This window comes from Actinomadura latina NBRC 106108, from assembly GCF_001552195.1.
GTDB classification, from domain to species: domain Bacteria; phylum Actinomycetota; class Actinomycetes; order Streptosporangiales; family Streptosporangiaceae; genus Spirillospora; species Spirillospora latina.
In genome coordinates, this window is record NZ_BCQS01000011.1 from 1 (window position 1) to 26,083 (window position 26,083).

Consider the following 26,083-nt stretch of genomic DNA (forward strand, 5'->3'; position numbering starts at 1 on the left):
ATCGGACGCTGGAGGCCGAAAGTGGTGGTCGACCCGTACAGCCCCCAAGCCATATGGGGACGTGAGCTGCGCTATTACCGCAAGCAAGCCGGGCTGACGCAGGCAGAACTCGCCACCCGGATCAGCTTCTCGGAGTCGCTGATCTCCGGCGCCGAGACGGGGCAGCTCGCCGCTTCCCTGCCGTTCGCGGAGTCGTGCGATCGTGAACTGGAGACCGGCGGGGCGCTCACCCGGACGCTCGACTTCAAGAAGGCCCACCGCCTCCCGACCGGGTTCGCGGAGTACCTGGAGGTCGAGAAGAAGACGTCCATGATCCGCTGGTACGAGGGCCTCTGTATCCCGGGCATGCTCCAGACACCCGAGTATGCGCGTGAGCTCCACCGGACGGGCCGTCCGGGCGATACTGCGGAGGAAATCGAAGCTCTTGTCACGAGCCGCATGGAGCGCAAAGCGCTGCTCGCCGCAACGAACTGCCCAACGCTGTGGGTAGTCATGGACGAACCAGTCCTACGCCGCCCCGTCGGATCCGCGAAGATCATGCGTGAACAGGTCGGCTATCTCCTGGAACTCGCCGACCATCCGAAAGTCACGCTCCAGGTGGTCCCCTTCGACACTGGAGCGCACGCCGGCTTGACGTGTTGCTTCAGTCTCCTGGCTCTCCCCGGCGGCGTGACCGTGGCCTACGCTGAGGATCTCACGGGTGGACGATTCATCGAGCGCCCTGAGGACGTTGGCTACTGGGCCGTGTGCTACGAGTCGATCAAATCGTCGGCCTCGTCGGTGAAGCAGTCGGCGGACCTGATCCGCCGCATTATGAAGGAAGATCATCATGGATCTGAGTAGGGCGACATGGCGAAAGTCATCGCGCAGCTCGGGGAACGGCGGCAACTGCGTTGAGGTCGCCGGCCTCCCCTCCGGCGTCGGCGTCCGAGACTCGAAAGACCCGGACGGCCCGAAGCTGCTCGTCAGCCGAGGCGAGTTCGCGATGCTGGTGGCCGCGTTGAAGCACTGACCCCCCCGAACAACGGTTGAGCCTCGGCCCCTGTGGCCGGGGCTCTCTGCTTGTTGCTGCTTCCGCAGAGTGCTTACGACTTCTGAGGGATGGGGAAGACCCGTGGTTGCGGCGGACGCGCTTCCTTATGCTGTGCGTGGCTGAGAAGGCGTTCATCTGCGGGTTTGTGCAGGTGCTGCCGTTGCCGCGCTCCGCTAAGCCAACCGCCGGCAGCAATAACCCCAACGCGATAAAGTCGTCCTCGGCCGCCGCCGGAAATGGGTGGTGACAATAATGTGGCGTGTCCAGATTGTCCTGCAGTATTGGCTGGGGTGTCGCCTATAATTGGAGGTGGAATTCAGGTTGGGAGGTGAGTCCCCATGTCAATGCCCGCTCCGGTCATCACAATCGTCGGTCGCCAGCTTGAATGGGAGGGCAGGGAGCAGTTCCCGCCCGGCCCGCAATTGGCGATCTGCCTGTCGGGTGGGAAGAACCGCCTGGACGATCTGACCGATGATGAACTTTTGCAGGTTGCCGCGGCGGCGCGGCGGCAGACGTCCTGGGCGCAGGCGCGGGAACTGGCCGCGATCGCCGAACTCGCCCGGCGTCGCACCGATGAGGAGGATTCCGGTGATCCCGACTACCGGATCTTGTCCGCCCGCGAGTCGGTCACCGAAGAGGTCGCCCTCGCGCTCACCGTCACCGGCAACACCGCCGCCACCCTGGTCCACCTCGCCGAACGGCTGACCGGCCCGCTGGCACGGACGGGAGAGGCACTGGGGCTCGGGCGCATCGACATGGCCAAGGCCCGTGTCGTCTGCGACGTCACCGAGCACCTCCCCGAAGAAGTGGCAGGGCGGGTGGAGCGTGCGGCGCTGGAGAAGGCGTCCGGGCAGACCACCGGGCAACTCCGCCGCCGCATCAAGCGCATCGCGCAGCGCCTGGCACCCGAGGCCATGGAAGAACGCAGGCGCGAGGCCGTCCAGCGACGGCGGCTGGAGGTGTGGGACACCTCCTCCGGGACCGCTGATCTGGCCTTGTGCGACCTGGCCGCCGAAGACGCCCACGCCATCTACAACAAGATCACCGCCACCGCACACGGCATCAAAGCCGACGGCGACACCCGGCCCTTGAACACGATCCGGGCCGACCTCGCCACCCGGCTCCTGAACGGCCTCCCGCTCCCCGACGCCGTCCGAGCCCTCCTCACGCAGACGGGCGACGACACCGCCTCCCCTGCTCCCTACGCGAACGGCGTCCGGCTCAATACCGCACTGCTCTCCCCGGTCCCGCGAACCGGCCTGCTCGGCAACCCCGCGCCGCATGACATTGACGGTGGCCGCTCTGATGCCGGTGCGGCCTCCTCGGGCCCGCGCATCGCTGTCATCGGGCCGACAGCGGGGAGCGCGACCGTCTCGATCAGCGGCCCACTCGACGATGGACCGTTAGGCGGAGATCCGCCTGGTGACGGTCTCAGCGGTGGTACCGGCATCGCGGTGCTCGCGGACGAGGTGGACCGACGCCTGAACCACGTGCGCGGACGAGTCCACCCCCGCGAACTGCCGGACGCGATCCGCCGTACAGCGCAGCACATCCACGGTCAACTCGCAGACGCCCGCGACGCCGCTTGCCGGGGCGGCGATGAGACCCACGGCCGACCCGGCTACCGGCCGTCCGCCGCGATGCGGCGAGAGGTCGAAGCCAGGCACGGAACGTGCGTGTTCCCCACCTGCAACCAGCCCTCACACCGCTGCGACCTCGACCACACCGCCCCGTGGCGCCCCGGAATCACCTGCCGCTGCAATCTCGCACCGCTCTGCAGACGCCACCACAGACTCAAGCAACGCACCGACTGGAGACTCTTCCAAGTCTGGGCCGGGCTGCTGATCTGGGTCACGCCGTCCGGAGCCTGGTACATCGTCCACCCCGACCGGCAGTGAGCCCGGTCAGACGATCAGGCCCGGGCCACGGCGCGTTCGAGGGCGTCCGGGGTCCGGCCGCGAAGGGGTGGGAAGAAGCGGCCCGCGTCCAGGGAGGGGGACGCGGGCCGCTGGGAGGGGATGGTCAGAAGCCGGCGGTGATCTTGGTGAACTGCCACGGCTGCTGGTCGATGCCGCTGCAGTTGGACGTCACACCGCCGCCCGCGCAGGGACGGTCGCGGTTGACCGACCAGAACGCGAGGCGGGCGAGGCCCTTCGAGTGCGCCCAGTCGCGGATCTGCGTCCAGGTCTGGGTCGAGGTGAGCTCCTGCTGGTCGGAGAGGCCGTTCATGCCGGAGATGCCCATGTGCGCGTAGGCGGTGGCGTCCGACCAGCCGAAGGCCGACTTCAGCTGGTTCTTCAGGCCCTCGGACGCGTTGACGGTGTTGCCGTACATGTCCGAGCCGCCGCCGAAGTCGAACGGCATGATGGTGAAGACGTCCACGTTCGCCTGGAGCGCCGCGGCCTGGGTGATGAGCCGCTGGCCCCAGTAGTTCGGGCCGGTGGTGGCGGTGCCGAACGTCAGGATCGTCTGGACGCCGGGGTTCCGCTGCTTGACGATCTTGAGGGCGCCGAGGATCCGGTCCTGCACGGTGGCGTTCTCGAACTCGTCGCTGTTCTCGATGTCGACGTCGATCGCCTTGAGCCCGAACGCGTCGATGACCTGCTGGTAGGCGCCGGCGAGGGCCTCGGGGGAGGAGCAGTTCGGGCCGAGCTTGTTGCCCGACCAGCCGCCGATGGACGGCAGCACGTCACCGCCGGCCGCGCGGATCTGCGTGATCGCCTGCTCGTCCGCGCCGCCCTTGAGCGGGCGGTTCCCGTCCCACGCCGGGCTGCACCCGCCGCCGGACAGGATGAACGCCATCGTGAACCACTTGATCCCGGTCGCGTTCATGACCGTGGACGGGCTCGGCGGCTCGCCCCAGCCCATGTAGAGGTAGGGCGCGGCCCGGCGGGTGCCCGGCGGCGGCGTCGTGCAGCCGGTGGTCGTGGCCGACACCGAGCCGCTCGCCGCGGATTCCCCGGCCGCGTTGTACGCCTTCACCGTGTAGGTGTGGTCGGAGCACTTGGCGAGGCCGCTGATCGTGGTGCTCGTCCCGGACACGGTCGCGCGGACGGCGGAGCCCTCGTAGACGCGGTAGCCGGTGGGCCCGCCGGACGCGGCGGACCACGACAGCGTCAGCGACGTGTCCGTCCGGCCGGTCACGGTCGGGGTGCCGGGCGCCGAGGGGGTGCCGGGTTCGGTGGGGCCGCCCCCGCCGTCGCAGGACGCGCCGTTGAGCAGGCAGCCCTGAGGTGCCCCGGAGCCGCCGACGATGAAGCCGAACGAGACGGACGCGCCGGCGGCGACGGTCCCGTTGTAGTCGCGGTTCGTGAACGCGGCGTGCTGCCCGGACGTGGTGAGCAGCGCGTCCCAGTACGTCCCGACGGAGGAGCCGGACGGGAGGTCGAACTCGACCTTCCACGACGAGATCGCCGATCCGGTCTCGTTCTTGATCGTGTACTTGCCCTCGTAGCCCGAACCCCAGTCGGACGACTTGGTGAACGTCGCCGTGACCGACGCGGCGCTGGCCGAGGCGGGGACGAGCAGGGCGAGGACGAGGGAGCAGAGGGCGGTGAAGAGGAAGCCGGGAAGAAGTGTTCTTCGCAAGGTCACTCCCGGGTAGGAGATGTGGATTGAGCGGGAATCCCCCGAACCCCGAGCGGGGTCGTGCTGCGTACCTTCCTCAGCGGTGTGGCGGCGGGCGCGGCATACGGTCGACCTTCTTATAGGAAACTTTCCTATAAATCGAATGAACGGTAACCGGCCCGCGGCGCGCTGGCAACCCCTTGCCGAGGCTCCGGTGAGCGGGCGCGCGGCGCCCCTGCGACCACTCCCGCTGGCGGACCGGACCAGTGCGGCGTCCGCCGGAAAGTCAGTCGGTTGTGCTCTCCGCGCCTATCTTCGTGATCAGGCCGCTCTCATAGGCGACCGCGACCGCCTGACCGCGGGTTCCGACGTCGAGCTTCTTCAGCACGTTGTGGACATGGGTGCGGACGGTCGTGATGGAGATCGACAGCTCCTTGGCGATCTCGACGTTGGACGCCCCGCGGCCCAGCAGCAGGATCACCTCCTTCTCCCGGGAGGTGAGGTACACCGCATCGGCCGGGTGCGACTCCGGCGGCGCGGCGTCGGGCGCGCGGCAGAGGGCGTGGCGGGCGCCCTCCGGGATGAGCAGGGTGTCGCCGGCGGTGACCAGGCGGAGCGCCTGGATCAACTGGTCCGACGAGGTGTCCAGGGACAGCACGGCGGAGACGCCGAGCCCGATCGCCTCGACCGCCCGGTGCACGTTCTCGGTTTTCGCGATGACCACGACCTTGGAATGCCCGGACAATTCCGCGAGTTCGCGCTGATGCATGACGATGGTCAGCGCGGGAGCGACGACGAGCGTGACGTCCGGGGCCTTCTCCGCGGCGTCCCGCAGGACGCGTTCGCCCGTGGTGCGCCCGATGATTTCGATGTCCGAACCGTTCTTCAGCAGTGCCGAAAAACAGTCGGCGATGATCGTTCTTTCGCAGCAGAGAAGCAGTCGTCGTCTTAATGCCATCGGTGCCGCCAGGGGAAATAGGACGGCGCGGTCTCGGTGAAGCACTGCATCGGCTCGGTGGCCCCCGTGGCGCTCTGCGAATCCCGGCTCCAGCGCCGGACGAGGCGGGGAGCGAGAGTAATGGGTGGTTGAACGTTCATCGGATCTCGGCTGGCGATCACTCTCCGAACGCAGTCGCTCACTAATGGTGTCCGGGCGGCGTTGCGTCCATCATTATGGCAAGTTATGGCGGCCGTGTGGACCGTTTGAACGCCCTATTTATCGGCTGTTTATCTGCAGGCCGCCGCGCTCGGCCGCGGCTCCCGCGCCGGCGGATGGATTGAACTCTGAACTACCTGCAAGGTGCACTCGGGCGGAGCGGGCCGCCGGTCGGGACGGTTTCGGTCCCGCAGCTAATGGATACGAAGTCGATTAACCCGCGAAATATCACTTCTGGCCTGCGTCAGTCGAATAGTCAGAGCGTGTCATGACGCCTTGACCGAGATGTCGGCCGCGCGCCGCGGTCCGGTCAGTGGTTCGTCAGCGCGGTCGTCAGCGCAATGCACCACAGTCGGGCCGTCCGCTGATCTCCAACGCCGTTCACGCGGCATAGGGGGAAGTCGTGAGTGATGTCTACGACCGATTGGTCGATCTGCTGGTGGACCGGTTCGAGGTCGACCGGGCCGCGGTGGGCCCGGACGTGGTCTTCGAGGACCTCGACGTGGACTCGCTGTTCCTGGTGGAGCTGCTGCTGGTGGCCCAGTCGGAGTTCGCCGGCGCCGAGCTCGCCGAGGACCTGGTCTCGCCGTCCGACACCATCGGCCGGGCGGCCGAGCTGATCGAGCGGCAGCTGACCACGGCGGCCTCACCGTGACCGCGGCGGACTTCCTCGTCGGATACATCGCCGACGCCTGGATGGGCGGGGACGCCGCCGGGCTGCGCGCGGACACGCCGATCATCGAGCTGAACATCATCGACTCGGCCGCGATCTTCGACCTCGTGCACGCGCTGCAGGCCGAGTTCGGCGTCACCGTCCCGCTCCAGGAGATCACGCCCGCGAACTTCGGGTCGGTCGGCGCGATCGCCGCGCTGGTCGGCCGCCTGGACGAGGGGGAGAAGAGCGTCCGATGACCGATCTGGCGCAGAGCGCCCCGGCCGCGGCCCCGGCCCGCCGGCAGGTGCTGGAGATCATCGCCTCGAACACCCTGTACGACGTCGCGCAGCTGCGGCCGGAGAGCCACTTCGAGGGTGAGCTCGGCGTCGACGCCGCCGTCCTGGACGCGATCCTCGGCGACGTCCGGGACCGGTTCGGGCCGCAGGTGCGGCTGCCCGGCGAGCCCGCCACCCCGCAGGACCTGATCGACGCCGTCGAGCGCGCCGTCGCCGCCCCGCCGGAGCGGGACGACGCCGGGTTGCCCGAGGCCGTCATGACGGCCGCGATGCGGCACACCCACTACCGGCGCGACCAGCTCGACCTCGACGCCGAACTGGAGGCGGAGCTCGGCATCGACTCGGTGGTGCTGGCCTCGATCATCGGCGACGCGGCCGAGGAGCTGGGGCTCCCGGACGGCCTCGCGTCCGAGATCACCGTGCCGAACCTGCGCGCCCTCATCACGGAGCTGCGCGCCCGCACCGGCGGGGGCGGCGCACCCGAGCCCGCGCCCGAGCCCGGAACAGCGCGGGGCGAACTGGCGATCGGGGAACTGGACCCCGCCCAGCCCGCGCCGAGCACGTCCTGGGACGGCCGCTCCATGCGCGACTTCATGGACGACCGCGACCCGGACCTGTTCGCCAAAGCCCGCGGGTTCACCTCCTACCTGCGCGGACGCGAGGCCGAGCACCTCTACTGGTACGGGATGCCGCTGCGGTCGCGGTGCGCGAACCGCGCCCGCATCCACGACGAGCTGACCGGCCGCACCCGCGAGTTCCTCATGTTCGCCTCGAACAACTACCTCGGGCTCGCGAACCACCCGCGGGTCGTCGACGCGATCTGCGAGGCGACCCGGTCCTACGGGGCCACCAACACCGGCTGCCGGATCATCGGCGGCACGAACCACCTGCACAAGGAGCTGGAGCGGCGCCTCGCCGCGTTCAAGCGGCGCCCGGCCTGCATCGTCTACCCCGGCGGCTACTCGGCCAACCTCGGCTCGGTGTCCGCCCTGGTCAAGAGCCATGACGCGCTGATCGTGGACAAGCTCAACCACATGAGCATCGTGGACGGCTGCAAGCTGTCCGGCGGCGTCCGCAAGATCTACGGCCACAACGACATGCGCGCGCTGGAGCGGGTGCTGGAGCGGTGCGAGGGCCAGGTCCGCGGCGGCAAGCTCATCGTCACCGACGGCGTGTTCAGCATGCACGGCGACGTGTGCGACCTGCCGGAGATCGTCCGGCTGGCGCGCCGGTACGGGGCGCGGGTCATGGTGGACGACGCGCACGCGACCGGCGTCCTCGGCGAGCGCGGTTCCGGCACCGCCGAGCACTTCGGCCTGAAGGACGAGGTCGACCTGGAACTCGGCACCATGAGCAAGGCCCTCGCCGGCATGGGCGGTTTCGTCGTCGGCGAGGAGGAGGTCGTCGAGTACCTCCGCTTCTACTCCAATTCCTATGTGTTCGCCGCGACGATCCCGGCCGGTGTCGCGGCCGGGCTGATCGCCGCGATCGACGTCCTGGAGGAGGAGCCGGAGCGGCTCGCCGCGCTCTGGTCGAACATCCACCGGCTGCGCGCCGACCTCACCGACGCGGGTTTCGACCTGGAGCACACGCAGAGCGCGATCCTGCCGATCGTCATCGGGGACGAGCGCCGGGCGATGGAGATGGGCCGGGCGGTGCGCGCCCGCGGCCTGTTCTGCCAGACGGTCGTGTTCCCCGGCGTGCCGCTCGGCGACGCCCGGCTGCGGGTGAGCGTGACGTCCGAGCACACCCCGCAGGACCTGGCCCTCGCCGCGCAGATCTTCGTGGACGCGGCCCGGGAGACCGGCGTGCTGCCCGGCGGCGGGCGGGAGGCGGGCCGGTGAGCGCGCGGCGGCTCGGCGTCCTGGACGAGCACATCGCAGGGCTCCCGGAACTGGAGTCGGCGGAGCACGCGGCCCGCCCCGCCCTGCTCGGCCGGCGGACGATCACCTACGGCCGGCTCGCCGACACGGTGGGCCGGGCGTCCGCCGCGATCCTCGGGCTCGGTGCGCGGCCCGGCGACCGGATCGCCGTCTGGATGGACAAGGGCCCCGAGTACGCCGAGGCCGTCCTCGCCGCGCTGCGGGCGGGCTGCGCCTACGTGCCGATCGACGGCGGCCAGCCCGCCGCCCGCGCGGGCACGATCCTGCGGGACGCGCGGCCGATCGTCCTGGTCACCGACCGCCGCCATCTCGCCATGCTGTCCGGGCCGGAACAGGCGCCGTCCATCCGGGCGGTCGTCGTCGCCGACGGCGTCCCGCCCGGCTCCCAGGCCGTCGCCTGGGACGCGTTCCTGGCGGACGCCGACGTGGCCGCGCGGGAACGCCCGCGGGTCACGCCGTCCGACCTCGCCGCGATCCTCTACACCTCCGGCTCGACCGGGACGCCGAAGGGCGTCAAGATCTCGCACCGCAACCTGACGGCGTTCACCGGCTGGGCGCGCCGCGAGCTGGACGTCGGCGCCGACGACGTGTTCGCCAACCACGCCTCGTTCAACTTCGACCTCAGCACCTTCGACCTGTTCGTGGCGCTGTCGGTCGGCGCGGCCGTGTGGATCGTCGAGGACGCGCAGGCCCGCGACGTCGCGGCGCTCGCGGCGGGGATCCGCGAGCACGGCGTCACCGTCTGGTATTCGGTGCCGTCGGTCCTGGCGCTGCTGACGGCGTCCGGGGCGCTGACGGCGGAGGCCGCGCGCGGCCTGCGCTACGTGCTGTTCGCCGGCGAGGTGTACCCGATGCCGCGGCTGCGGGAACTGAGCGGGCGGCTGCCGCGCTCGGCCGCCCTCTACAACCTGTACGGGCCGACGGAGACCAACGTCTGCACCTATCACCGGGTGCGGCCCGAGGACCTGGCGCGGGACGAGCCGCCGCCCATCGGCCGCACGGTCGGCGACGCCCGCCTGATCATCGTGGACGAGCTCGGCCGCCCCCTCGACGGCCCGGACGCGTTCGGCGAGCTGGTCGTCGAGGGCGACTGCGTCACCCCCGGCTACTGGGGCCGCGACTCCGAGCCGCCCGCCGCGGCGCACCGCCGGCACCGGCACGCCACCGGCGACCTGGTGAGCCGCGACGCGGACGGCCTGCTCGTCTACCGGGGCCGCAAGGACCGGATGGTGAAGGTCTCCGGCCACCGCGTCGAACTCGGCGAGGTCGAGGCCGTCGTGCTGCGGCACCCCGCGATCGGCGAGGCCGCCGTGCTCGTCACCGGGGAGGGCACCGACGCGCGCCTCGCCCTGTTCTACGCGGTCCGCGCCGGCGCGGACGCGCCGAGCCTGCTCGACGTCAAGCGGCACTGCGCCCGGCACCTGCCGAAGTACATGGTCCCGCACGCGGTGACCCGGCTGCCGGAGCTGCCGCGCAACGCCAACGGCAAGGTCGATCTCGGCCGGCTCCGCGACGCGCGGGCGGCGGGCCGGCCGGCCGTCCCCGCATCCCTCCCGTCATGAGCGGTGGAACGATGACGCGCTTCAACCAGATCGAGGACCACTGGGGCGGCCCGGAGCCGGAGACGGTGGCGGGCGTCCTGCGGCACCACGTCCGGCGGACCCCCGACCGGCTCGCCTACCGGTTCCGCACCGGGCTCGGCGGGGAGAGCGAGTCCTGGACGTACCGGGACCTGGACGCCCGCGCCCGCGCCGTCGCGGGACGGCTCCAGCGGGAGGGGCTGCGGAACCGTCCCGTCCTGCTGCTCCTGCCGCCCGGCCTGGAGTACGTCGCCGGCTTCCTGGGCTGCCTCTACGCGGGCGCGATCGCGGTCCCCGCCTACCCGCCCGGCGGCGGGCGGGCAGGCGGGACGACCGAGCGTCTCGCCGCGGTCGCGGCGAACGCGGGGGCCGAATGGGCGCTGGTCGACGAGGAGCAGAGGCGTCCCCCGGCCGGCATCCGCCGGCTGGCGACCGCGGAATGCGGCGCGGACGACGCCGAAACGTACCGCGACCCCGGCCTGACACCGGGATCGCTGGCGTTCCTGCAGTACACGTCCGGTTCGACCGCGGCTCCCAAGGGCGTCATGGTGAGCAACGAGAACCTCGTCGCGAACCTGCGCGCGATCCACCTGATGATGGAGCACGACCATGACTCCGTCCTGGTGTCCTGGCTTCCGCCGTATCACGACATGGGCCTCATCGGCGGCCTGCTGACCCCGCTGTACGGGGGCGTACCGGCGCACCTCATGGCGCCGAAGACGTTCATCCAGCGTCCGCTGCTCTGGCTGGAGACGATCTCCGCGACGCGCGCGACGACCGCGATCTCCCCGAACTTCGGTTTCGACTACTGCCTGCGGAGGATCTCCGCGGAGCAGGCGGCCGGGCTGGACCTGTCGTCCTGGCGGCTCGCGCTGAACGGCGCGGAACCGGTGCGCGCCGACACCCTGGACGCGTTCGCCGAGCGGTTCGCGCCGTCCGGGTTCGACCGGCGGGCGCTGCTGCCCTGCTACGGGCTGGCGGAGGCGACGCTGCTGGTCAGCGGCGCACCCGCGGACCGCCCGCCGAAGGTCGGCGCGCTCGACGCCGAGGCGCTGGGGAACGGCCGTGCCGAGGCCGCACCCGCCGGGCGGCGGGCCGTCCGGTCGGTCGGCTGCGGCCCCGCCGCCGACCGCGTCGGCGTCGCGATCGTCGACCCGGCCACGCGGCGGCGCCTCCCCGCCGGCCGGGTCGGCGAGGTCTGGGTGAGCGGGCCGGGCGTCGCCCGCGGCTACTGGCGCGACGCCGACGCCACCCGCGAGACGTTCCAGGCCCGGATCGAGGACGGGGACGGCACCCCGCACCTGCGCACCGGCGACCTCGGCTTCGAGTGGGACGGGGAACTGCACATCGCCGGGCGGCTGAAGGACGTCGTGATCGTCCAGGGCCGCAACCACTACCCGCAGGACGTCGAGCTGACCGCGGAGGGCGTGGACGAGGCCGTCCGCGCCGGCTGCGGCGCCGCGTTCGGCGTCGAGGTGGACGGCGCCGAGGAGCTGGTGGTCGTCTGCGAACTGGACGCGCACCGGGCGGGCGACACCGGGGACCTGCTCGCCCGGATCCGCGCCGCCGTCGCACGCGAGCACGACGTGTCGCCGCACGCGGTCGTCCTGGTCAGGCGGGGGGCCGTCGGGAAGACGACGAGCGGGAAGGTCCAGCGCCGCGGCTGCCGGGACGCGTTCCTGTCGCTCGCCCTGCCGGTCGCCGCGGCCAGCGTGACCCGCGAGCCCGCCTCCGCGGGTACCGGACGGCCCGGACAGCCCGGACAGCCCGGACAGCCCGGACGCAAGCAGGTCATCGACGTGATCGCGTCCGTGACCGGCAGCGCCGGCGTCGAGGACCGCCGCTTCGCCGACCTCGGCCTCGACTACTCGGCCCTGCTGGCCCTCGCGGGTCGCCTCGAACGCGAACTCGGTATCCACGTCCCGCTGGGCGAGCTTCTGGCGGAACCCTCGGTGCCCGCGCTCCTGGCTCGCACCACCGGGGAGGACGCCGGGCGTCCGGCGCCCGGTCCGGCGCGCGGTGCGGCCGACATCGAGGCGTGGCTGGTGGAGCGGGCCGCCGCGCGGCTCGGCCTGCCCGCCAGGACCATCGACGCCACCGCGCCGTTCGCGGCGCTCGGGCTCACCTCCAAGGCCGCCGTCGCCATCGTCGACGAACTCGGGGAATGGCTCGGCCGCGAACTGCCTCCGAGCACGGTCTTCGAACGTCCCACGATCCGCGACGTGGCCGACCGGCTCGGCACCGAAGCTCACGAAGCGCACGGGGAGAAGGCCGGGACCGGCCCCCGGGCCGTGGGCGCCGCGGAGCCGATCGCGGTCATCGGGCTCGGCTGCCGGTTCCCCGGCGCCGCCGATCCGGAGGGGTACTGGCGGCTGCTGCTCGATGGGCGCGACGCGGTCGCCGATGTGCCCGCCGGACGGTGGGACGCCGCCGGCGCGGACGCACCGAAGCGGGGCGGGTTCCTCGATCACATCGACCGGTTCGACGCCCGCTTCTTCGGGATCTCCGCCCGCGAGGCCGAGCGCATGGATCCCCAGCAGCGGCTCCTGCTGGAGATCGCCTGGGAGACGTTCGAGGACGCGGGCATCGCCCCCGACCGCGTCGCGGGCACCGACACCGGCGTGTTCGTCGGCATCAGCGGCCACGACTACGCCGACCTCCAGATGGGCGACCTCGACGCCATCGACGTGTACGCCGCGACGGGGACCGCGCACTCGATCGCGGCGAACCGGCTGTCGTACCAGTTCGACCTGCGCGGCCCGAGCCTGGCGATCGACACCGCCTGCTCGTCCTCGCTCGTCGCGGTGCACGCCGCCTGCCGCAGCCTGCGCGCCGGCGAGTGCGGCGTCGCGCTCGCCGGCGGCGTCAACCTGCTGATCAACCCGGCGCTGTCGGTGGCGTTCGCGCGCGGCGGGATGCTGTCACCGGACGGCTCCTGCCGCGCGTTCGACGACGCGGCGAACGGCTACGTGCGCGGCGAGGGCGCCGGGCTGGTGTGCCTGAAGCCGCTGTCCCGCGCGCTCGCGGACGGCGACCGGATCTACGCGACGATCGACGGCGCCGCCGTCGGGCACGGGGGCCGCGCCAACGGCCTCACCGCCCCCAGGGGATCGGCGCAGCGGCGGGTCATCGAGCGGGCGCTCGCCGAGGCGGGCACGGACGGCCGCGGCGTCGACTACGTCGAGGCGCACGGCACCGGGACCGTCCTCGGCGACCCGGTCGAGTGGGAGGCGCTCGCCGCGGTGTACGGCGCGGGCCGCGCCGCGGACGCGCCCTGCCCGGTCGGCTCCGTGAAGGCCGGCATCGGGCACCTGGAGGCGGCGGCCGGCATCGCCGGGCTGATCAAGGCGGTGCTGGCGCTGTGGCACGGCGAGCTGCCCCCGCAGCTGAACTTCACCACCCCGAACCGCCATCTGGCCTGGGACGGGTCCGGCCTGACCGTGCCGGCCGGCCGGGCCGGGCGCGGCGCCGCCCCGCCGTCCCGGGCCGCCGTCAGCTCGTTCGGGTTCGGCGGCGCCAACGCGCACGTGATCGTGCGGCGGGCGCCCGAGCCGGAGCCGGCGGCGGACCCGCCGGACGGCGAGCGGCCCGTGCGGGCGCTGGCGCTGTCCGCGCACACGCCGACCGCGCTGGCGACGCTCGCCCGCCGGTACCGGGCGCACATCGCGGCCCGCCCGGACGTCGGACTCGCCGACCTGTGCCACGCGGCGAACACCGGCCGCGCCGCGCTCGGGCACCGCGCCGTCCTCACCGCGGGGTCGATGACCGAGCTCGACGAGGCGCTCACCGCGCTCGCGTCCGGCGAGGCGTCCACCGATGTGACGCTCGGGCACGCCACCGGGCGCGCCCCGCGACCGGCGTTCCTGTTCAGCGGCCAGGGCACCCAGTACCCCGGGATGGGACGCGGGCTGCACGAGTCCAGCCCCGTGTTCGCCGGCGTCATCGACCGGGCCGAGGAGGTGCTGCGCCCGCTGATCGGCCGCTCGCTCCGCGACCTCCTGTTCACCGAGGCCGACCCCGCCCTGCTGAAGAGCACCCGGTACTGCCAGCCCGCGCTCGTCGCGGTCGAGGTCGCGCTGGCCCGCCTGTGGGAGTCGCTCGGCGTCCGCCCCGCGGCGGTGCTCGGGCACAGCGTCGGCGCGTTCGCGGCGGCGTGCGTCGCCGGTGCGCTGTCGCTGGAGGACGCGCTGGCGCTCGCCGCGACCCGGGGCCGGCTGATGGACGAGCTGCCCGGCTCCGGCGCGATGATCGCCTGCTCCGGAGACGCCGGCCTGATCGGGGAGGCGGCGGCCGCGGCCCCGTCCGTCGCCGTCGCGGCGGTGAACGCGCCCGGCCACCTCGTCCTGTCCGGCCCGGCGGACGCGATCGAGCGGCTGGCCCGCGACCTGCCGGAACGCGGCGTGGTCGTCCGCCCGCTGGCCGTCTCGCACGCCTTCCACTCGCCGCTGATGGCCGGCGCGGCCGGGCCGCTGCGGGAGGCGGCCGGCGCGGTCGCCGTCCAGGAGCCGGGCATCCCGTGGATCTCCGACCACACCGGGGAGCCCATGGGCCGTCCCCGGCCCGGCTACTGGGCCGACCACCTCCTCGGCACCGTCCGGTTCGCCGACGGGGTCGCCGCCCTGCGGCGGCTCGGCTGCGACGCCTTCGTGGAGGCGGGCCCGCACCCCACCCTCCTCGGGCTCGCCCGGACCGGCTCGGCGGAGGACGCCGGGACCGCCCTGTGGCTGCCGTCCCTGCGCCGCGGGGCCGACGACTGGCGGACGTTCCTCCGGTCGGCGGGCCGCTGGCACTGCGCGGGCGGCGACGTCCGCTGGGCCGGGCTCGAAGCGGGCCGGCCGCGGCGGCGGGTCGCCGCGCCGCACGCGGTGTTCGAACGGAGCCGCTACTGGCTCAGGGAATCTCCGGCGACGGACGGCGAGGAGCGAAGGGAGATCGAAGTGAACGGCAACGGCCACGTGCACGTCGACGCGGATCGGGTCCTGGCGTGCGTGTCCAGGGTCTCCGGCTTCCCCGTCGAGCAGATCCCGCCGCACGCCCGCGTCACCAGCGAGCTGGGCCTCGACTCGCTCATGAAGGGTGAGCTGGAGCGCGGCCTCGCCCCCCTCTACCCCGACCGGGTCGCGCGGCTCCGCGAGACTCTGCCGGAGGACTTCACCATCGGCCAGCTCCTGGACGCCCTCGGCGGCGCGCCCGCCGTCCAGCCCCCGCCGCCTCCCGAACCCGAGCCCGCACCCGAGCCCGAGCCCGAGCCGGCCACCAGCCGTCCCGTGGTGATCCAGCGGCGATTCGAGGAGTGGGAGGAGTACGCCGAGATGCTGGAGCGGCTCCGGCTGATCGAGTCGAGCGGCCCGAACGCCTACGAGCGCGTCCACGACGGGTTCAACTCCGGCCGGATCCACATGAACGGCCGCCGGGTCGTCAACTTCTCCGCCTTCAACTACCTGGCCCTGTCGGCCCATCCCCGGCTGCGCGAGGCGGCCAAGGCGGCGATCGACCGGTACGGGACGTCCAGTTCGGCGACCCCGCTGCTGTGCGGGGAGACGCCGCTGCACCACGAGCTGGAGGCGGAGATCGCCGGGTTCCTCGGCACCGAGGCCGCGATCGTGTTCGCGGGCGGGCACGCCACCAACGTCGCGACGGTCGGGCACCTGTTCGGCCCCGAGGACCTCATCGTCCACGACGAGTGGATCCACGACAGCACGGTGCGCGGCTGCATCCTGTCGGGCGCCCGCCGCCGCCCGTTCCCGCACAACGACTGGCGGGCGCTGGACCGCATCCTCGGCGCGATGCGCGGCCGGTTCCGCCGCGCCCTGGTCGTCATCGAGGGCGCCTACAGCCAGGACGGCGACCTGCCCGACCTGCCGCGCTTCATCGAGGTCAAGCGGCGCCACGACGCGATGCTGATGATCGACGAGGCGCACTCGCTCGGCGTCCTCGGCCGGACCGGACGCGGTGTCGGCGAGCACTTCGGGGTCGACCCCGACGACGTCGACCTGTGGATGGGGACGCTCAGCAAGGCCATCGGCAGCCTCGGCGGCTACATCGCGGCGCGCCGCCCCCTCATCCAGTTCATGAAGTACACGACCCCGCTCTACATCTTCAGCACCGGGATCTCCCCGGCCAGCGCCGCCGCCGCGCTGGAGGCGTTCCGCGTCATCCAGGACGAGCCCGGACGCGTCGCGCGGCTGCGCGAGCTGTCCGAGCACTTCCGGACCGCGGCCCGCGCCCGGGGCCTGGACACCGGCGTGTCCCACGAGACCGCCGTCATCCCCATCATCGTCGGCGACTGGGGCCGGGCCATGGAGATCTCCAGCGCGCTGCTGGAACGCGGCGTGAACGTGATGCCGATCGGCTACCCGGCCGTGCCGCGCGACAAGTGCCGGCTCCGGTTCTTCGTCAACGCCGACCACCGCGAAGCCGACCTCGACCGCTCCCTCGACCTTCTGGTGGACGCCATGGACATGACCTCGCCCGAGAACACGACACCGCGCCCGCGCGAGCCGCGGCGGACCGAGCCGCGGCGGGCGGCGAGAACGCACGGCTCCGGTGCCGCCGACGTGCTCGTGGCGGGCGCGTCCGGGTTCATCGGCGGCCACCTGACCCGGCGGCTCGCCGAGATCGGGCACCGGGTGCGGGTGCTCGTCCGGGAAGGGAGCGACCGGTCCGCGTTCGCCGACCTGCCCGTCGAGGTCGAGGTCGGCTCCCTCACCGACCTGGACGCGCTGCTGCGCGCCACCGACGGCGTCCGGCACGTCTACAACTGCGCGGGCAAGTCCGCCGACTGGGGGCCGTGGGAGGAGTTCGAGCAGGCCAACGTCACCGGCTGCCGGAACCTCGTGGACGCCGCCCGCCGCGCCGGCACCGTCGAGCGGTTCGTGCACCTCAGCACGACGGACGTCTACGGGTACCCCGTCCGGCCGTGCGACGAGCGCACCGAGCCGAACGACATCGGGCTGCCCTACAACCGCAGCAAGCTCCTCGGCGAGAAGGCGGTGCGGCAGGCCGCCGAGCGGGCCGGGCTGCCGCTGACCGTCATCCGGCCGGTGTCGGTGTACGGGCCGCGCAGCAAGGACTTCGTCGTCGAGATCGCGGCCCTGCTCAAGAGCAGGCAGATGGTGTACGTCCGCAGGGGGATGGCCCCGGCCGGGCTGCTCTACGTCGCCAACGCGGTGGACGGAATGATCGCCGCCTGCGGGTCGGAGGCCGCCGCCGGCGGCGTCTACAACCTGCGCGACCCCGAGATGACGACCTGGCGGGAGTACATCGAGGCGCTCGCGGCCGGGCTCGGCGTCAAGCCGCCCGCGATGAGCCTGCCCCGGCCGCTCGCCGCCGGCGTCGCGGGCGCGGCGGAGAAGGTGTACGGGGCGCTGCGCGTCAAGGCGCGGCCCGTCCTCACCCGGCACGCCGTCCACCTGCTGGAACGCGACCAGTCCTACCCGATCGACCGGGCCCGCGAGGACTTCGGCTTCAAGAGCGAGGTCTCCTTCGAGGAGGGCATGGCCCGGACGATCGCCTGGCTGGAGTCGCCCGAGGGCCGCGAGCAGCTCGATGGCTGACGCGGACACCGGCACCAGGGACGCGGGGCCCGCCTGGTTCCCGGGCGCGGCCGCCGACCCCGAGGCGGGCGTGCGCCTGATCTGCTTCCCGCACGCGGGCGGGACGCCGTCGGTGTACCGCGACTGGGACGCGCACGTCGGCGACCACGTCCAGGTCGTCCCGGTGCTGCTGCCCGGCCGGAGCTTCCGGCTGGAGGAGCGGCCGCGCAGCGAACTGCGCCCGATGGCCGCCGACATCGCGGCGGCGCTCATCGACCGGGGACTGGCCGGTTCCCACGCGCTGTTCGGGCACAGCATGGGCGCGCTGCTGGCCTACGAGGTCGCCTGCGAGCTGCGCGACCGCGGCGCCGGGGAGCCCCTCCACCTGTTCGTGTCCGGCAGCCGGGCCCCGCACTTCTACGGCGACCGGATCGGCGCGGAGCTCACCGACGACGCGCTGCTGCGCATGGTCCGCGACCTCGGCGGCCTCGCCGGCGCCGGCGTCGACCCGCGCTCGGGCGGCCCGCAGTTCGCGCGCCGCGCGCCGGTGCTGCGCGCCGACCTCACCGCGTGCGAGCGGTACCGGTGGGCGCCGCGCCGCCCGCTGCGCTGCCCGATCACCGCGTTCTCCGCGGCCGGCGACCCGATCGCGGCGCCGGCCCAGGTGGACGAGTGGCGGGAGTACACCTACGGCTCGACGCTGCGCCGGCACCTGCCCGGCGGCCACTTCTACCTGGCCGGCCCGGACCGGGCGGCGCTGCTGCGCGAACTCCGCCGCGAACTGGGCGGGCATCCACGCGGCCACACACTCGACCCCCGGAGGACTCGGACATGAAAGTCGCGACCCTGGCCAGGCTGGCCGGAGGCCGTCAGGTTCCGCTGCTGCTGTCGCTCGGCCGGAGCCTCGTCACGCCCCTGTACCGGGCGTCGTTCCTGGCCGCCGCGTCGGGCAACGGCGTACTGCGGCGGCTCGCGGTGCGGCCCTGCGACCTGGACACGCTCGCGGTGGCGCTCGGCGTCCGCGACGACCGGCACGTGCTGCGCGCCTGGCTGGACATCGGGGTGCGGCTCGGCGAGCTGGGCCTCGACGACGGCTGCTACGAGCTGCGCGGCCGCGCGTCGAAGGCGCTCGGCGACCCCCGCAACGACGCCGTCGCCGCCGCGCTGGAGGAGGTCGCGCGGTTCCACCTCCCCGTCCTGCTGGACGCCCCCGCCATGGCGCGGGGCGGGCGGCGGCTGACGCTCGGCGACCAGGACGGCGAGGTCATCGCCCGCTCCACCCGCGTGGTGCAGCCGTTCGTGGAGGAGGCCGTCGGCCTCGTCGTGGACCGGCACGAGCCGCGCCGGCTGCTGGAGGTCGGCTGCGGCAGCGGCGTCTACGTCCGGCACGCGGCCCGGCTGAACCCGCGGCTCACCGCCCTCGCGATCGACCTGCAGGACGACGTGGCCGCCGGCGCCGCCGCGAACATGGCCGCGTGGGGCCTCGCCGACCGCGTCGAGGTCCGCCGGGCGGACGTCCGCGACCTCGACGCCGAGCCGGTGTTCGACCTCGTGACCATGCACAACAACATCTACTACTTCCCCGAGGGCGAGCGGGTGAAGGTGCTGGAGCGGGTGCGGTCGCTGCTGGCGCCCGGCGGGCGGCTGCTGCTGACCACCGCGTGCCGGGGCGGCGCGGTCGGCATGGAGGTCCTCGACCTGTGGTTCCAGTGCGCCGACTTCGGCGGCCCGCTGCCGCACGCCGCCGAGCTGGCCGCCCAGCTGGAGAGCGCCGGGTTCAGCGCGGTGCGGGAACGGCGGCTCATCCCCGGCGAGCAGTTCCGCGCCTTCGTCGGCACCAACCGGTCCCCGGACCACGGCACCGCTGAGGAGCTCATCTGATGGCGACCAGGACTTCTGTCAAAGAGCTGATCCTCGTGCTGGGAGCGGGTGACGTCCCCGCCGCCGGGCTGCTCGGCGGCAAGGCGACCCGGCTGGACGAGATGCTCCGCGCGGGCCTGCCCGTCCCGCCCGCGTTCTGCCTGACGACCGCGCTGTTCGAGCGGTTCCTGCGGGAGACCGGCCTGGACGCCGACATCGCCGGGACCGAGCCCGCCAAGCTGCGCGAACGCATCGTGGCGGCGGACGTCCCGGACGGCATCGCGGCGGCGATCCTGGAGGCGTACGGGGAGCTCGGGCGTCCCCGCGTCGCCGTCCGGTCGTCGGCGTCCGCGGAGGACTCCGAGTCCCATTCGTTCGCGGGCCAGCACGACACCGTGCTCGACACCGCCGGCGACGGCGCGCTCCTGGACGCCGTCAAGGTGTGCTGGGCCTCCCTCTGGACGGACCGCGCCGCCGCCTACCGGGACGCGTCGCACGCCGGGTCGATCGCCGTGGTCGTCCAGCAGATGGTGCACGCCGACACCGGCGGGGTGCTGTTCACCCGCGACCCGGTCAGCGGGCGCACCGACCGGTTCGTCGTCGAGGCGTGCTGGGGCCTCGGCGAGGGCCTCGTCGCGGGCAAGGTCACCTCCGACTTCTTCCTCGTCGACCCGGCCGGGCCGGAGGTGGTCGACCAGAAGATCCGGTACAAGGTCACCAAGTGCGCGCCCGTCGAGCCGGGGACGGTCGGCCTGGTCAAGGTGGACGCAGCCGCCCGCAACACGGCCTGCCTGACGCCCGCCGAACTGGCCGCGCTGGCGGGACTGGCCGTCCAGGTGCGCGACCACTACGGCGCCGAGCAGGACATCGAGTGGGCCGTCCGGGACGGGAAGCCGTACCTGCTGCAGACCCGCCCGATCACGACCACGCCCGTCCGCGACCGGCAGACCAGCCCCTACCTGCACCCCGTGCCGGACGCCGTCCGGGAGGGGACGCTGTGGTCCCGCATGGACATCGGCGAGATCTTCACCGGCGTCATGTCACCGCTCGGCCAATCGTTCGCGCAGTACTACCAGCACAACGTGCACCGCGGCTGCGCCGTGTCGACCGGCGTCCGCGACCCCGGCGACATGTCCCTGCACATGGGGTACCTGCAGGGCCACGTCTACCTGAACATCTCCTACACGGCGTACATGCTCGGCCAGTGCCTCCCCACCAAGGACCAGAGCCGCTTCACGAGCCGCTTCGTCAGCGAGGAAGTGGACCTCGACACCTACCGGAATCCGTTCGGGACGTGGCCGGGCGGCGCCGAGGAGCTGAAGGCGGCCGGGTTCTGGCTGAAGACGTCCATCGCCGAGCTGCGGAACATGAAGAAGCGCGCCCGGCGGATGGTGCGGTCCCGGTTCTACGAGTTCGACCGCGCCCAGGGCGTCGACCTGGCAAGGCTCGACCGGCGGGAGCTGAACGCCGAGCTGGCGCGGCGGCTCGCCTACTTCCACGACATGCACGTCGGCTACATGCCGTACTACATGAACGCGTTCGGCTTCTACGGGGTGCTCGAAGCGCTGTGCGGCGCCTGGCTCGGCCAGGAGGGCACCAGCCTGCGGAACCGGATCAAGACCGACATGTCCAGCCTGCGGACGGTCGAGTCCGCCCGCGAGATCTGGGCGCTCGCCCAGGTCGCCCGCCGGGACGGCCGCGTCATGGAGATCATCCGGGGCGGCGTCGGCGAGGACGTCCCCGCCCTGCTCCGCGCGGACGACGCGGGCCGCGCCTTCTGGGACGCCCACATGGTGCCGTTCCTGCGCGAGAACGGCACCCGCGGGCGGCAGGAGATGGAGCTGACCCACCCGCGCTGGATCGACGACCCGTCGTACGTCTTCCAGATGATCCGCCGCTACGCCGACGAGGGCTTCTCGATCGACGACGTCCTCGACCGGGCCCACGACCCCGGCGAGGACGCGGCGGGGGAGGCGCTGCTGCGGCTGCCCGCGCCGAAGCGCCGGGTGATCGAGCAGGTCATGTCGCTGTACGAGACGTGCAGCCGGCTGCGCGAGACCACCCGCATGTCGATGATCACCTCGATCTGGCTGGTGCGGCGCGTCGTCTACGAGGTCGGCCGCCGGCTCGTCGCCGCCGGCGTGCTGCGGTCCCTGGACGAGGTCGCCGACCTCGATTTCGCCGACGTCCTGGAGTACCTGTCCGGCGAGCGGGACGCCCGCGAGGTGTTCTCCCGCGCGAAGCTGGAGGAGGCCCGGCGGACGTTCCAGGCCTACGCCCGGCTGCCGGAGCCGCCGCTCAGCCTCGTCGGCGAGTGGGACGTCACCAAGGCCGTCCGCCCGGCCCCGGACGGCGTCCGGCTGGAGGGCCTCGGCGCCAGCCCCGGCCGCGTCGTCGGGCGGGCCCGCATCATCGAGGACCTCGTCTGGCAGGCCGACGAGTTCCAGGTCGGCGAGGTCCTGGTGACCCGCTTCACCGACGCGTCCTGGACGCCGCTGTTCGCGATCGCCGGCGCGGTCGTCACCGACATCGGCTCCATGCTCTCGCACAGCTCGATCGTGTCCCGCGAGTTCCGCGTCCCCTCGGTGGTCAACACCAAGCACGCCACGCAGACGATCAAGACCGGCGACCTCGTCACGGTGGACGGCGACCGGGGCGTGGTCGAGGTCGTCGAGACCGACGAAAGGAAAGACGGATGATCCCCAACCAGTGGTACGCCATCCTCCGGTCCGAGGACGTGGGCACCAAGCGGCCCACCGGCGCGCGGCGCATGGGCATGGAGCTCGTCCTGTGGCGGGACACCGCCGGGCGGCTGATCTGCCAGTCGGCGCGCTGCCCGCACAAGGGCGCCAACATGGCGGACGGGCGGCTGCGCGGCGACACGCTCGGCTGCCCCTACCACGACTTCCGGTTCGCGGCCGACGGGCAGTGCACCCTCGCCCCGTGCCTCGGCACGGGCGGCCGCATCCCGAAGTCGATGCGGCTGGAGACCTACCACGTGCGCGAGCGCAACGGCCTGATCTGGCTGTGGTGGGGGGACGACCGGGAGGTGCTGCCGGACGTGCAGATCCCGCCCGAGGTCGGGGAGCGCACCGACGTCCACGCGACGAGCGCCTGGCAGCAGCCCGTCCACTACACCCGCTACATCGAGAGCCTGCTGGACTTCTACCACGTGCCCGTCGTCCACCGGGACCACTGGTTCAACGTGCTGGACTACGTCGGGTGGAGCGGAACGCCGAAGAAGCTCGGGCTGGACGGCCGCCGCCGCTACCTGGCGATGACCAAGGTCGAGGACAGCCGCCTGGAGGTGGACGGGACGACGCTGCGGCACACGTTCCGGCTGGTCGGCGAGGGCGACCCGACGAACGTCGCCCCCATGTCGGTCACCTTCACATTCCCGGGCATGGTGCACATCCACACCGAGCCGTTCGACGTCACGATCTGGATGACGCCCGTCGACGACGAGCACACCCAGGTGCTGTTCCGCTGGTATGAGGACAAGCACCTGGCGCCGCTGCTGCGGGCCCCGGGCCTGCGGCGCGTCCTGCCGAAGCTCGCGCTGTTCGCGCAGAAGCGCGTCCAGGAGGTGCAGGACATGAACATCGTCACCCGCATCGAGCCCAAGGTCACCGGGCGCGGCGTCAACCGGTTCGTCGCCGTGGACGAGCTGAACGCCAAGTACGTCGTGATGCGCGACCAGCTGCGCAAGGAGGCCGGCCTGGTGGACGCGGGCCCGCCGGACGCGGGCGACGCGGATCTTCCGGAGCCCGCCGCGCTCAACGGGGCGTCCGCGGAGGACGCGGCGAAGGTGTGACGGGACCCGTGCGCGAACCCATCGCGATCATCGGCATCGCGTGCCTCTACCCGGGGGCGCGCGGTGCCGGCGACTACTGGGCGCGGCTGTGCGCGGGCCCGCCCGCGTCCGCTCCGCCGGGGCTGGACGAGACGGAGGTCGACGTCGCCCGCTTCGGCATCCCGCCGGTGCAGCGGCGGTCGATGACCCGCATGCAGGTCCTCATGCTGGAGGCGGCCCGGCAGTGCCTGACCGACGCCGGGTACACCGGCCGGCCGCTCGGCACCGACCGGACCGACGTCATCGCCGGGATCTGCTTCGGCCTCGACCGCCAGTACGCCAACGCGCTGCGCGTCGAGTCCGCGCGGTACGCCCGCGACCTGGAACGGGAGGTGCCCGCCCTGCTCGGCGGGCACGCCCGGCCGGTCGCGGCGCGGGCGGCGGCGGAGCTGCGGGCGGCGCTGGCCGATCGGCTCGGCGCGTCCCCGCACGACCGCGTCGGGGAGATGGCGAGCACGATCCCGGCCCGGATCGCGGGCGCGTTCCGGCTGCGGGGCCGCACGCTCACGGTGGAGTCGGCGGACGCGACGTCGTTCGCGGCGCTCGCGCACGCGGTCAACGGCCTGCGCGGCGGCCTCTGCGACGCGGTGCTCGTACTGGCCGGGCAGCGTCGCGAGAGCCCGCTGCTCGGCGAACTGCTCGCCGCGAAGGGGCTGCCCGGCGACCCCGGCGAGGGGGTCGGGGCGCTGCTGCTGAAACGGCGGTCGTCGGCCGTCCGCGACGGGGACCGGATCTACGCCTCGCTCCTCGAATGCGCCATGGAGCAGGACGCCCGGCCGGGGGTGCTGCGCTACTCGACGTCCGCGCGGCGGCGGTACCGCGTCGCCCGCACCTGCCATGAGGCGGCGGGTGTGCCGCCGGAGTCGGTCGGGTACGTGGAGCGCGCCGTGAACGGGCCGCCCGCCGCGGCGGACGCCGAACTGGAGGCGCTCGGCCGGCTCTTCGAGGACGCCCCGGCCGCGTCGGTGGCCCTCGGCGGGACCGCGGACGAGCCGGGCCGCACCTTCGCCGGCGGCGGGCTCGCCGCCGTCGCGAAGACCGCGCTCGCCCTGTACCACCGCAGGCTGCCCCCGAACGCGGAGCCGTCCCCCGGCGGGCCCTTCCGGCTCGCCCGGACGGCCGAGAGCTGGCCGGCCGTCCCCGGCGGGGAGCCGCGCCGCGCCGCCGTCCTCGGGGCCTCGCTGACGGGCACGCTCTGCCATCTGCTGCTGGAGGAGCACGACTCGCGCAGCCCGGAGCCCGCCGGGACGGGCGCCGCCGTCACGAGCCGGCCCGAGCCGATCGCCGTCGTGGGGTACGGCGGACGCTTCGCCGGAGCCCCCGGCGCCGAGAGTTTCTGGGAGACCGTCCGCTCCGGCGAGGACCGCATCGGACCGCTGCCGGTCGATGTCCTCGACCGCGATCTCTACGTCCGGGAGGAGGGCGTCAGCCTCACCCACAGCTACACCGGGCTGGGCGCCCACGTGCCGGTGCCGGACGCCCCGCCGGACGGGCTGCGCATCACGCCGCGCCGGTATGCGGCGATGGACGCCGTCCAGCGCGTCGCGCTCGCGGTCGCCGCCGAGACGCTGACCCGCCACGGGCGCGCGGGGACTTGGTCCGGCCGTCCCGGCATGGTGGCGATCGGCACCAATCTGGGCCTCACCCGGGACCGGCGCCTCAACGCCGAACGCTCCCTGGCGGAACTGGAGGCCGGCCTCGCCGCGCTGGCCCCGCTGTCCGGCCGCGCCCGCGCCCTGCTGCTCGACCGCGTCCGCCGCCGCTTCCAGGCATCCGGCGAGCCGCTCGCGCCGATGGACCTGGACGGCTGCCTGGCCGGCGGCGTCGCCGCGCTGATCGCGGGCGAGTACCGGCTGCCGGCCGTGCCCGTCGCCGTCGAGGCGGCCTGCGCGTCGTCGCTCGCGGCGCTGGACATCGCGCTCGGCGCGCTGCGGTCCGGGCAGGCGGACTTCGCGCTCGCCGGCGGCGTCGAGCTGGCGTGCAACCCGCGCGACCTCGTGCTCTGCTCCGCCCTCGGGCTGCTGTCGCACAGCCGCATCACCCCCTTCGACGCCGCCGCCGACGGGTTCAGCCCCGGCGACGGGTGCGCGCTGTTCCTGCTCAAGCGGCTGCCGGACGCCGTCCGCGACGGCGACCGGATCTTCGGGCTGCTGCGCGGCATCGGCGGCTCCAACGACGCCCGGTCGCTGATCGCGCCGGACGCCGACGGGCAGGTCCGCGCGATGCGGCAGGCGTTCGAGCAGGTCGAGTTCGACCCGTCCGCGGTCGACTACCTGGAGGCGCACGGGACCGGCACCCGGGTCGGCGACCGCGTCGAGATCTCCGCGACCGCCGAGGTCTACGCCAAGCCGGGCCGCCGGGACCCGCTGGTGATCGGCTCGGCGAAGGGCTTCTTCGGGCACACGTTCGCCGCCGCCGGCGCCGCCGGGCTGCTGAAGGCCCTGCTCGGCATCCGGGCGCGCACGTTCCCGCCGAACGCGAACCTGCGGACGCCCGCTCCCGGGCTGCCGCTGGACGACATCCCGGCCCGGCTGCCGACCGCGCCCGAACCGTGGCCCGCCGTGCCCGGACGGCCGCGCCGGGCCGGGATCAGCTCGTTCGGCACCGGCGGGATCAACTACCACCTGCTCATCGAGGAATACCAGGACGGAGCCGGATGAACCCG

General features: G+C 73.1%; 15 protein-coding genes. 13 read left to right on the forward strand and 2 right to left on the reverse strand.

What is annotated here, in order from left to right; translation table 11 throughout:
* The 3 genes from AL2_RS16085 to AL2_RS16090 all read left to right on the forward strand — a co-directional run.
* Window positions 1–843 (forward strand): helix-turn-helix domain-containing protein (locus AL2_RS16085; RefSeq protein ID WP_218003666.1); only part of this gene is annotated, 843 nt, incomplete at its 5' end.
* On the forward strand, window positions 830–1,012 hold the full coding sequence (locus AL2_RS36365) for a DUF397 domain-containing protein (RefSeq protein ID WP_083946622.1): 183 nt from the start codon (window positions 830–832) through the stop codon (window positions 1,010–1,012). The genes AL2_RS16085 and AL2_RS36365, both read left to right, overlap by 14 nt.
* A gap of 359 nt (window positions 1,013–1,371) precedes the next feature.
* Complete coding sequence (locus AL2_RS16090; RefSeq protein ID WP_083946572.1) at window positions 1,372–2,931, forward strand: HNH endonuclease signature motif containing protein; 1,560 nt, start codon at window positions 1,372–1,374, stop codon at window positions 2,929–2,931.
* Window positions 2,932–3,055: 124 nt separating this feature from the next.
* Here the strand turns inward: AL2_RS16090 and AL2_RS16095 are convergent, their stop codons facing one another.
* Window positions 3,056–4,621 carry a cellulose binding domain-containing protein gene (locus tag AL2_RS16095; protein WP_067634677.1) on the reverse strand — a complete coding sequence of 522 codons (1,566 nt, stop codon included), beginning with the start codon at window positions 4,619–4,621 and terminating at the stop codon, window positions 3,056–3,058.
* Window positions 4,622–4,886: 265 nt separating this feature from the next.
* Window positions 4,887–5,603 carry a helix-turn-helix transcriptional regulator gene (locus AL2_RS16100; RefSeq protein WP_210748365.1) on the reverse strand — a complete coding sequence of 239 codons (717 nt, stop codon included), beginning with the start codon at window positions 5,601–5,603 and terminating at the stop codon, window positions 4,887–4,889.
* A 556-nt stretch (window positions 5,604–6,159) separates the two neighbouring features.
* Here AL2_RS16100 and AL2_RS16105 point away from each other — a divergent pair.
* Genes AL2_RS16105 through AL2_RS16150 form a run of 10 tightly spaced genes read left to right on the forward strand, consistent with a single transcriptional unit; the run spans window position 6,160 to window position 26,078 of the window.
* A complete protein-coding gene (locus AL2_RS16105) occupies window positions 6,160–6,411 on the forward strand; it encodes an acyl carrier protein (RefSeq protein WP_067634680.1) in 252 nt (83 codons plus the stop codon).
* On the forward strand, window positions 6,408–6,668 hold the full coding sequence (locus tag AL2_RS16110) for an acyl carrier protein (RefSeq protein ID WP_210748364.1): 261 nt from the start codon (window positions 6,408–6,410) through the stop codon (window positions 6,666–6,668). The genes AL2_RS16105 and AL2_RS16110 overlap by 4 nt, the downstream gene beginning before the upstream one ends.
* Window positions 6,665–8,551, forward strand: coding sequence for an aminotransferase class I/II-fold pyridoxal phosphate-dependent enzyme (locus AL2_RS16115; RefSeq protein WP_067634681.1), 1,887 nt, complete (start codon window positions 6,665–6,667; stop codon window positions 8,549–8,551). Before AL2_RS16110 ends, AL2_RS16115 begins: the two co-directional genes overlap by 4 nt.
* Window positions 8,548–10,152: an amino acid adenylation domain-containing protein gene (locus AL2_RS16120; RefSeq protein WP_210748363.1), complete on the forward strand. Its 1,605-nt coding sequence runs from the start codon at window positions 8,548–8,550 to the stop codon at window positions 10,150–10,152. The genes AL2_RS16115 and AL2_RS16120 overlap by 4 nt, the downstream gene beginning before the upstream one ends.
* A gap of 11 nt (window positions 10,153–10,163) precedes the next feature.
* Window positions 10,164–17,726 (forward strand): type I polyketide synthase, encoded by a 7,563-nt coding sequence (locus AL2_RS16125; protein WP_067634682.1) that lies wholly within the window; start codon window positions 10,164–10,166, stop codon window positions 17,724–17,726.
* Window positions 17,719–18,540, forward strand: a complete 822-nt coding sequence (locus AL2_RS16130) for a thioesterase II family protein (RefSeq protein WP_067634683.1) — start codon at window positions 17,719–17,721, stop codon at window positions 18,538–18,540. The genes AL2_RS16125 and AL2_RS16130 overlap by 8 nt, the downstream gene beginning before the upstream one ends.
* On the forward strand, window positions 18,537–19,586 hold the full coding sequence (locus AL2_RS16135; RefSeq protein ID WP_067634684.1) for an SAM-dependent methyltransferase: 1,050 nt from the start codon (window positions 18,537–18,539) through the stop codon (window positions 19,584–19,586). Before AL2_RS16130 ends, AL2_RS16135 begins: the two co-directional genes overlap by 4 nt.
* Window positions 19,586–22,264 carry an undecylprodigiosin ligase RedH gene (gene redH, locus AL2_RS16140; protein WP_083946573.1) on the forward strand — a complete coding sequence of 893 codons (2,679 nt, stop codon included), beginning with the start codon at window positions 19,586–19,588 and terminating at the stop codon, window positions 22,262–22,264. Before AL2_RS16135 ends, redH begins: the two co-directional genes overlap by 1 nt.
* Entirely contained in the window at window positions 22,261–23,379 is a 1,119-nt protein-coding gene (locus AL2_RS16145) for a Rieske 2Fe-2S domain-containing protein (RefSeq protein WP_067634685.1), read from the forward strand. Before redH ends, AL2_RS16145 begins: the two co-directional genes overlap by 4 nt.
* Before the next feature lie 8 nt (window positions 23,380–23,387).
* Window positions 23,388–26,078, forward strand: a complete 2,691-nt coding sequence (locus AL2_RS16150; protein ID WP_210748361.1) for a beta-ketoacyl [acyl carrier protein] synthase domain-containing protein — start codon at window positions 23,388–23,390, stop codon at window positions 26,076–26,078.
* Window positions 26,079–26,083 lie beyond the last annotated feature (5 nt).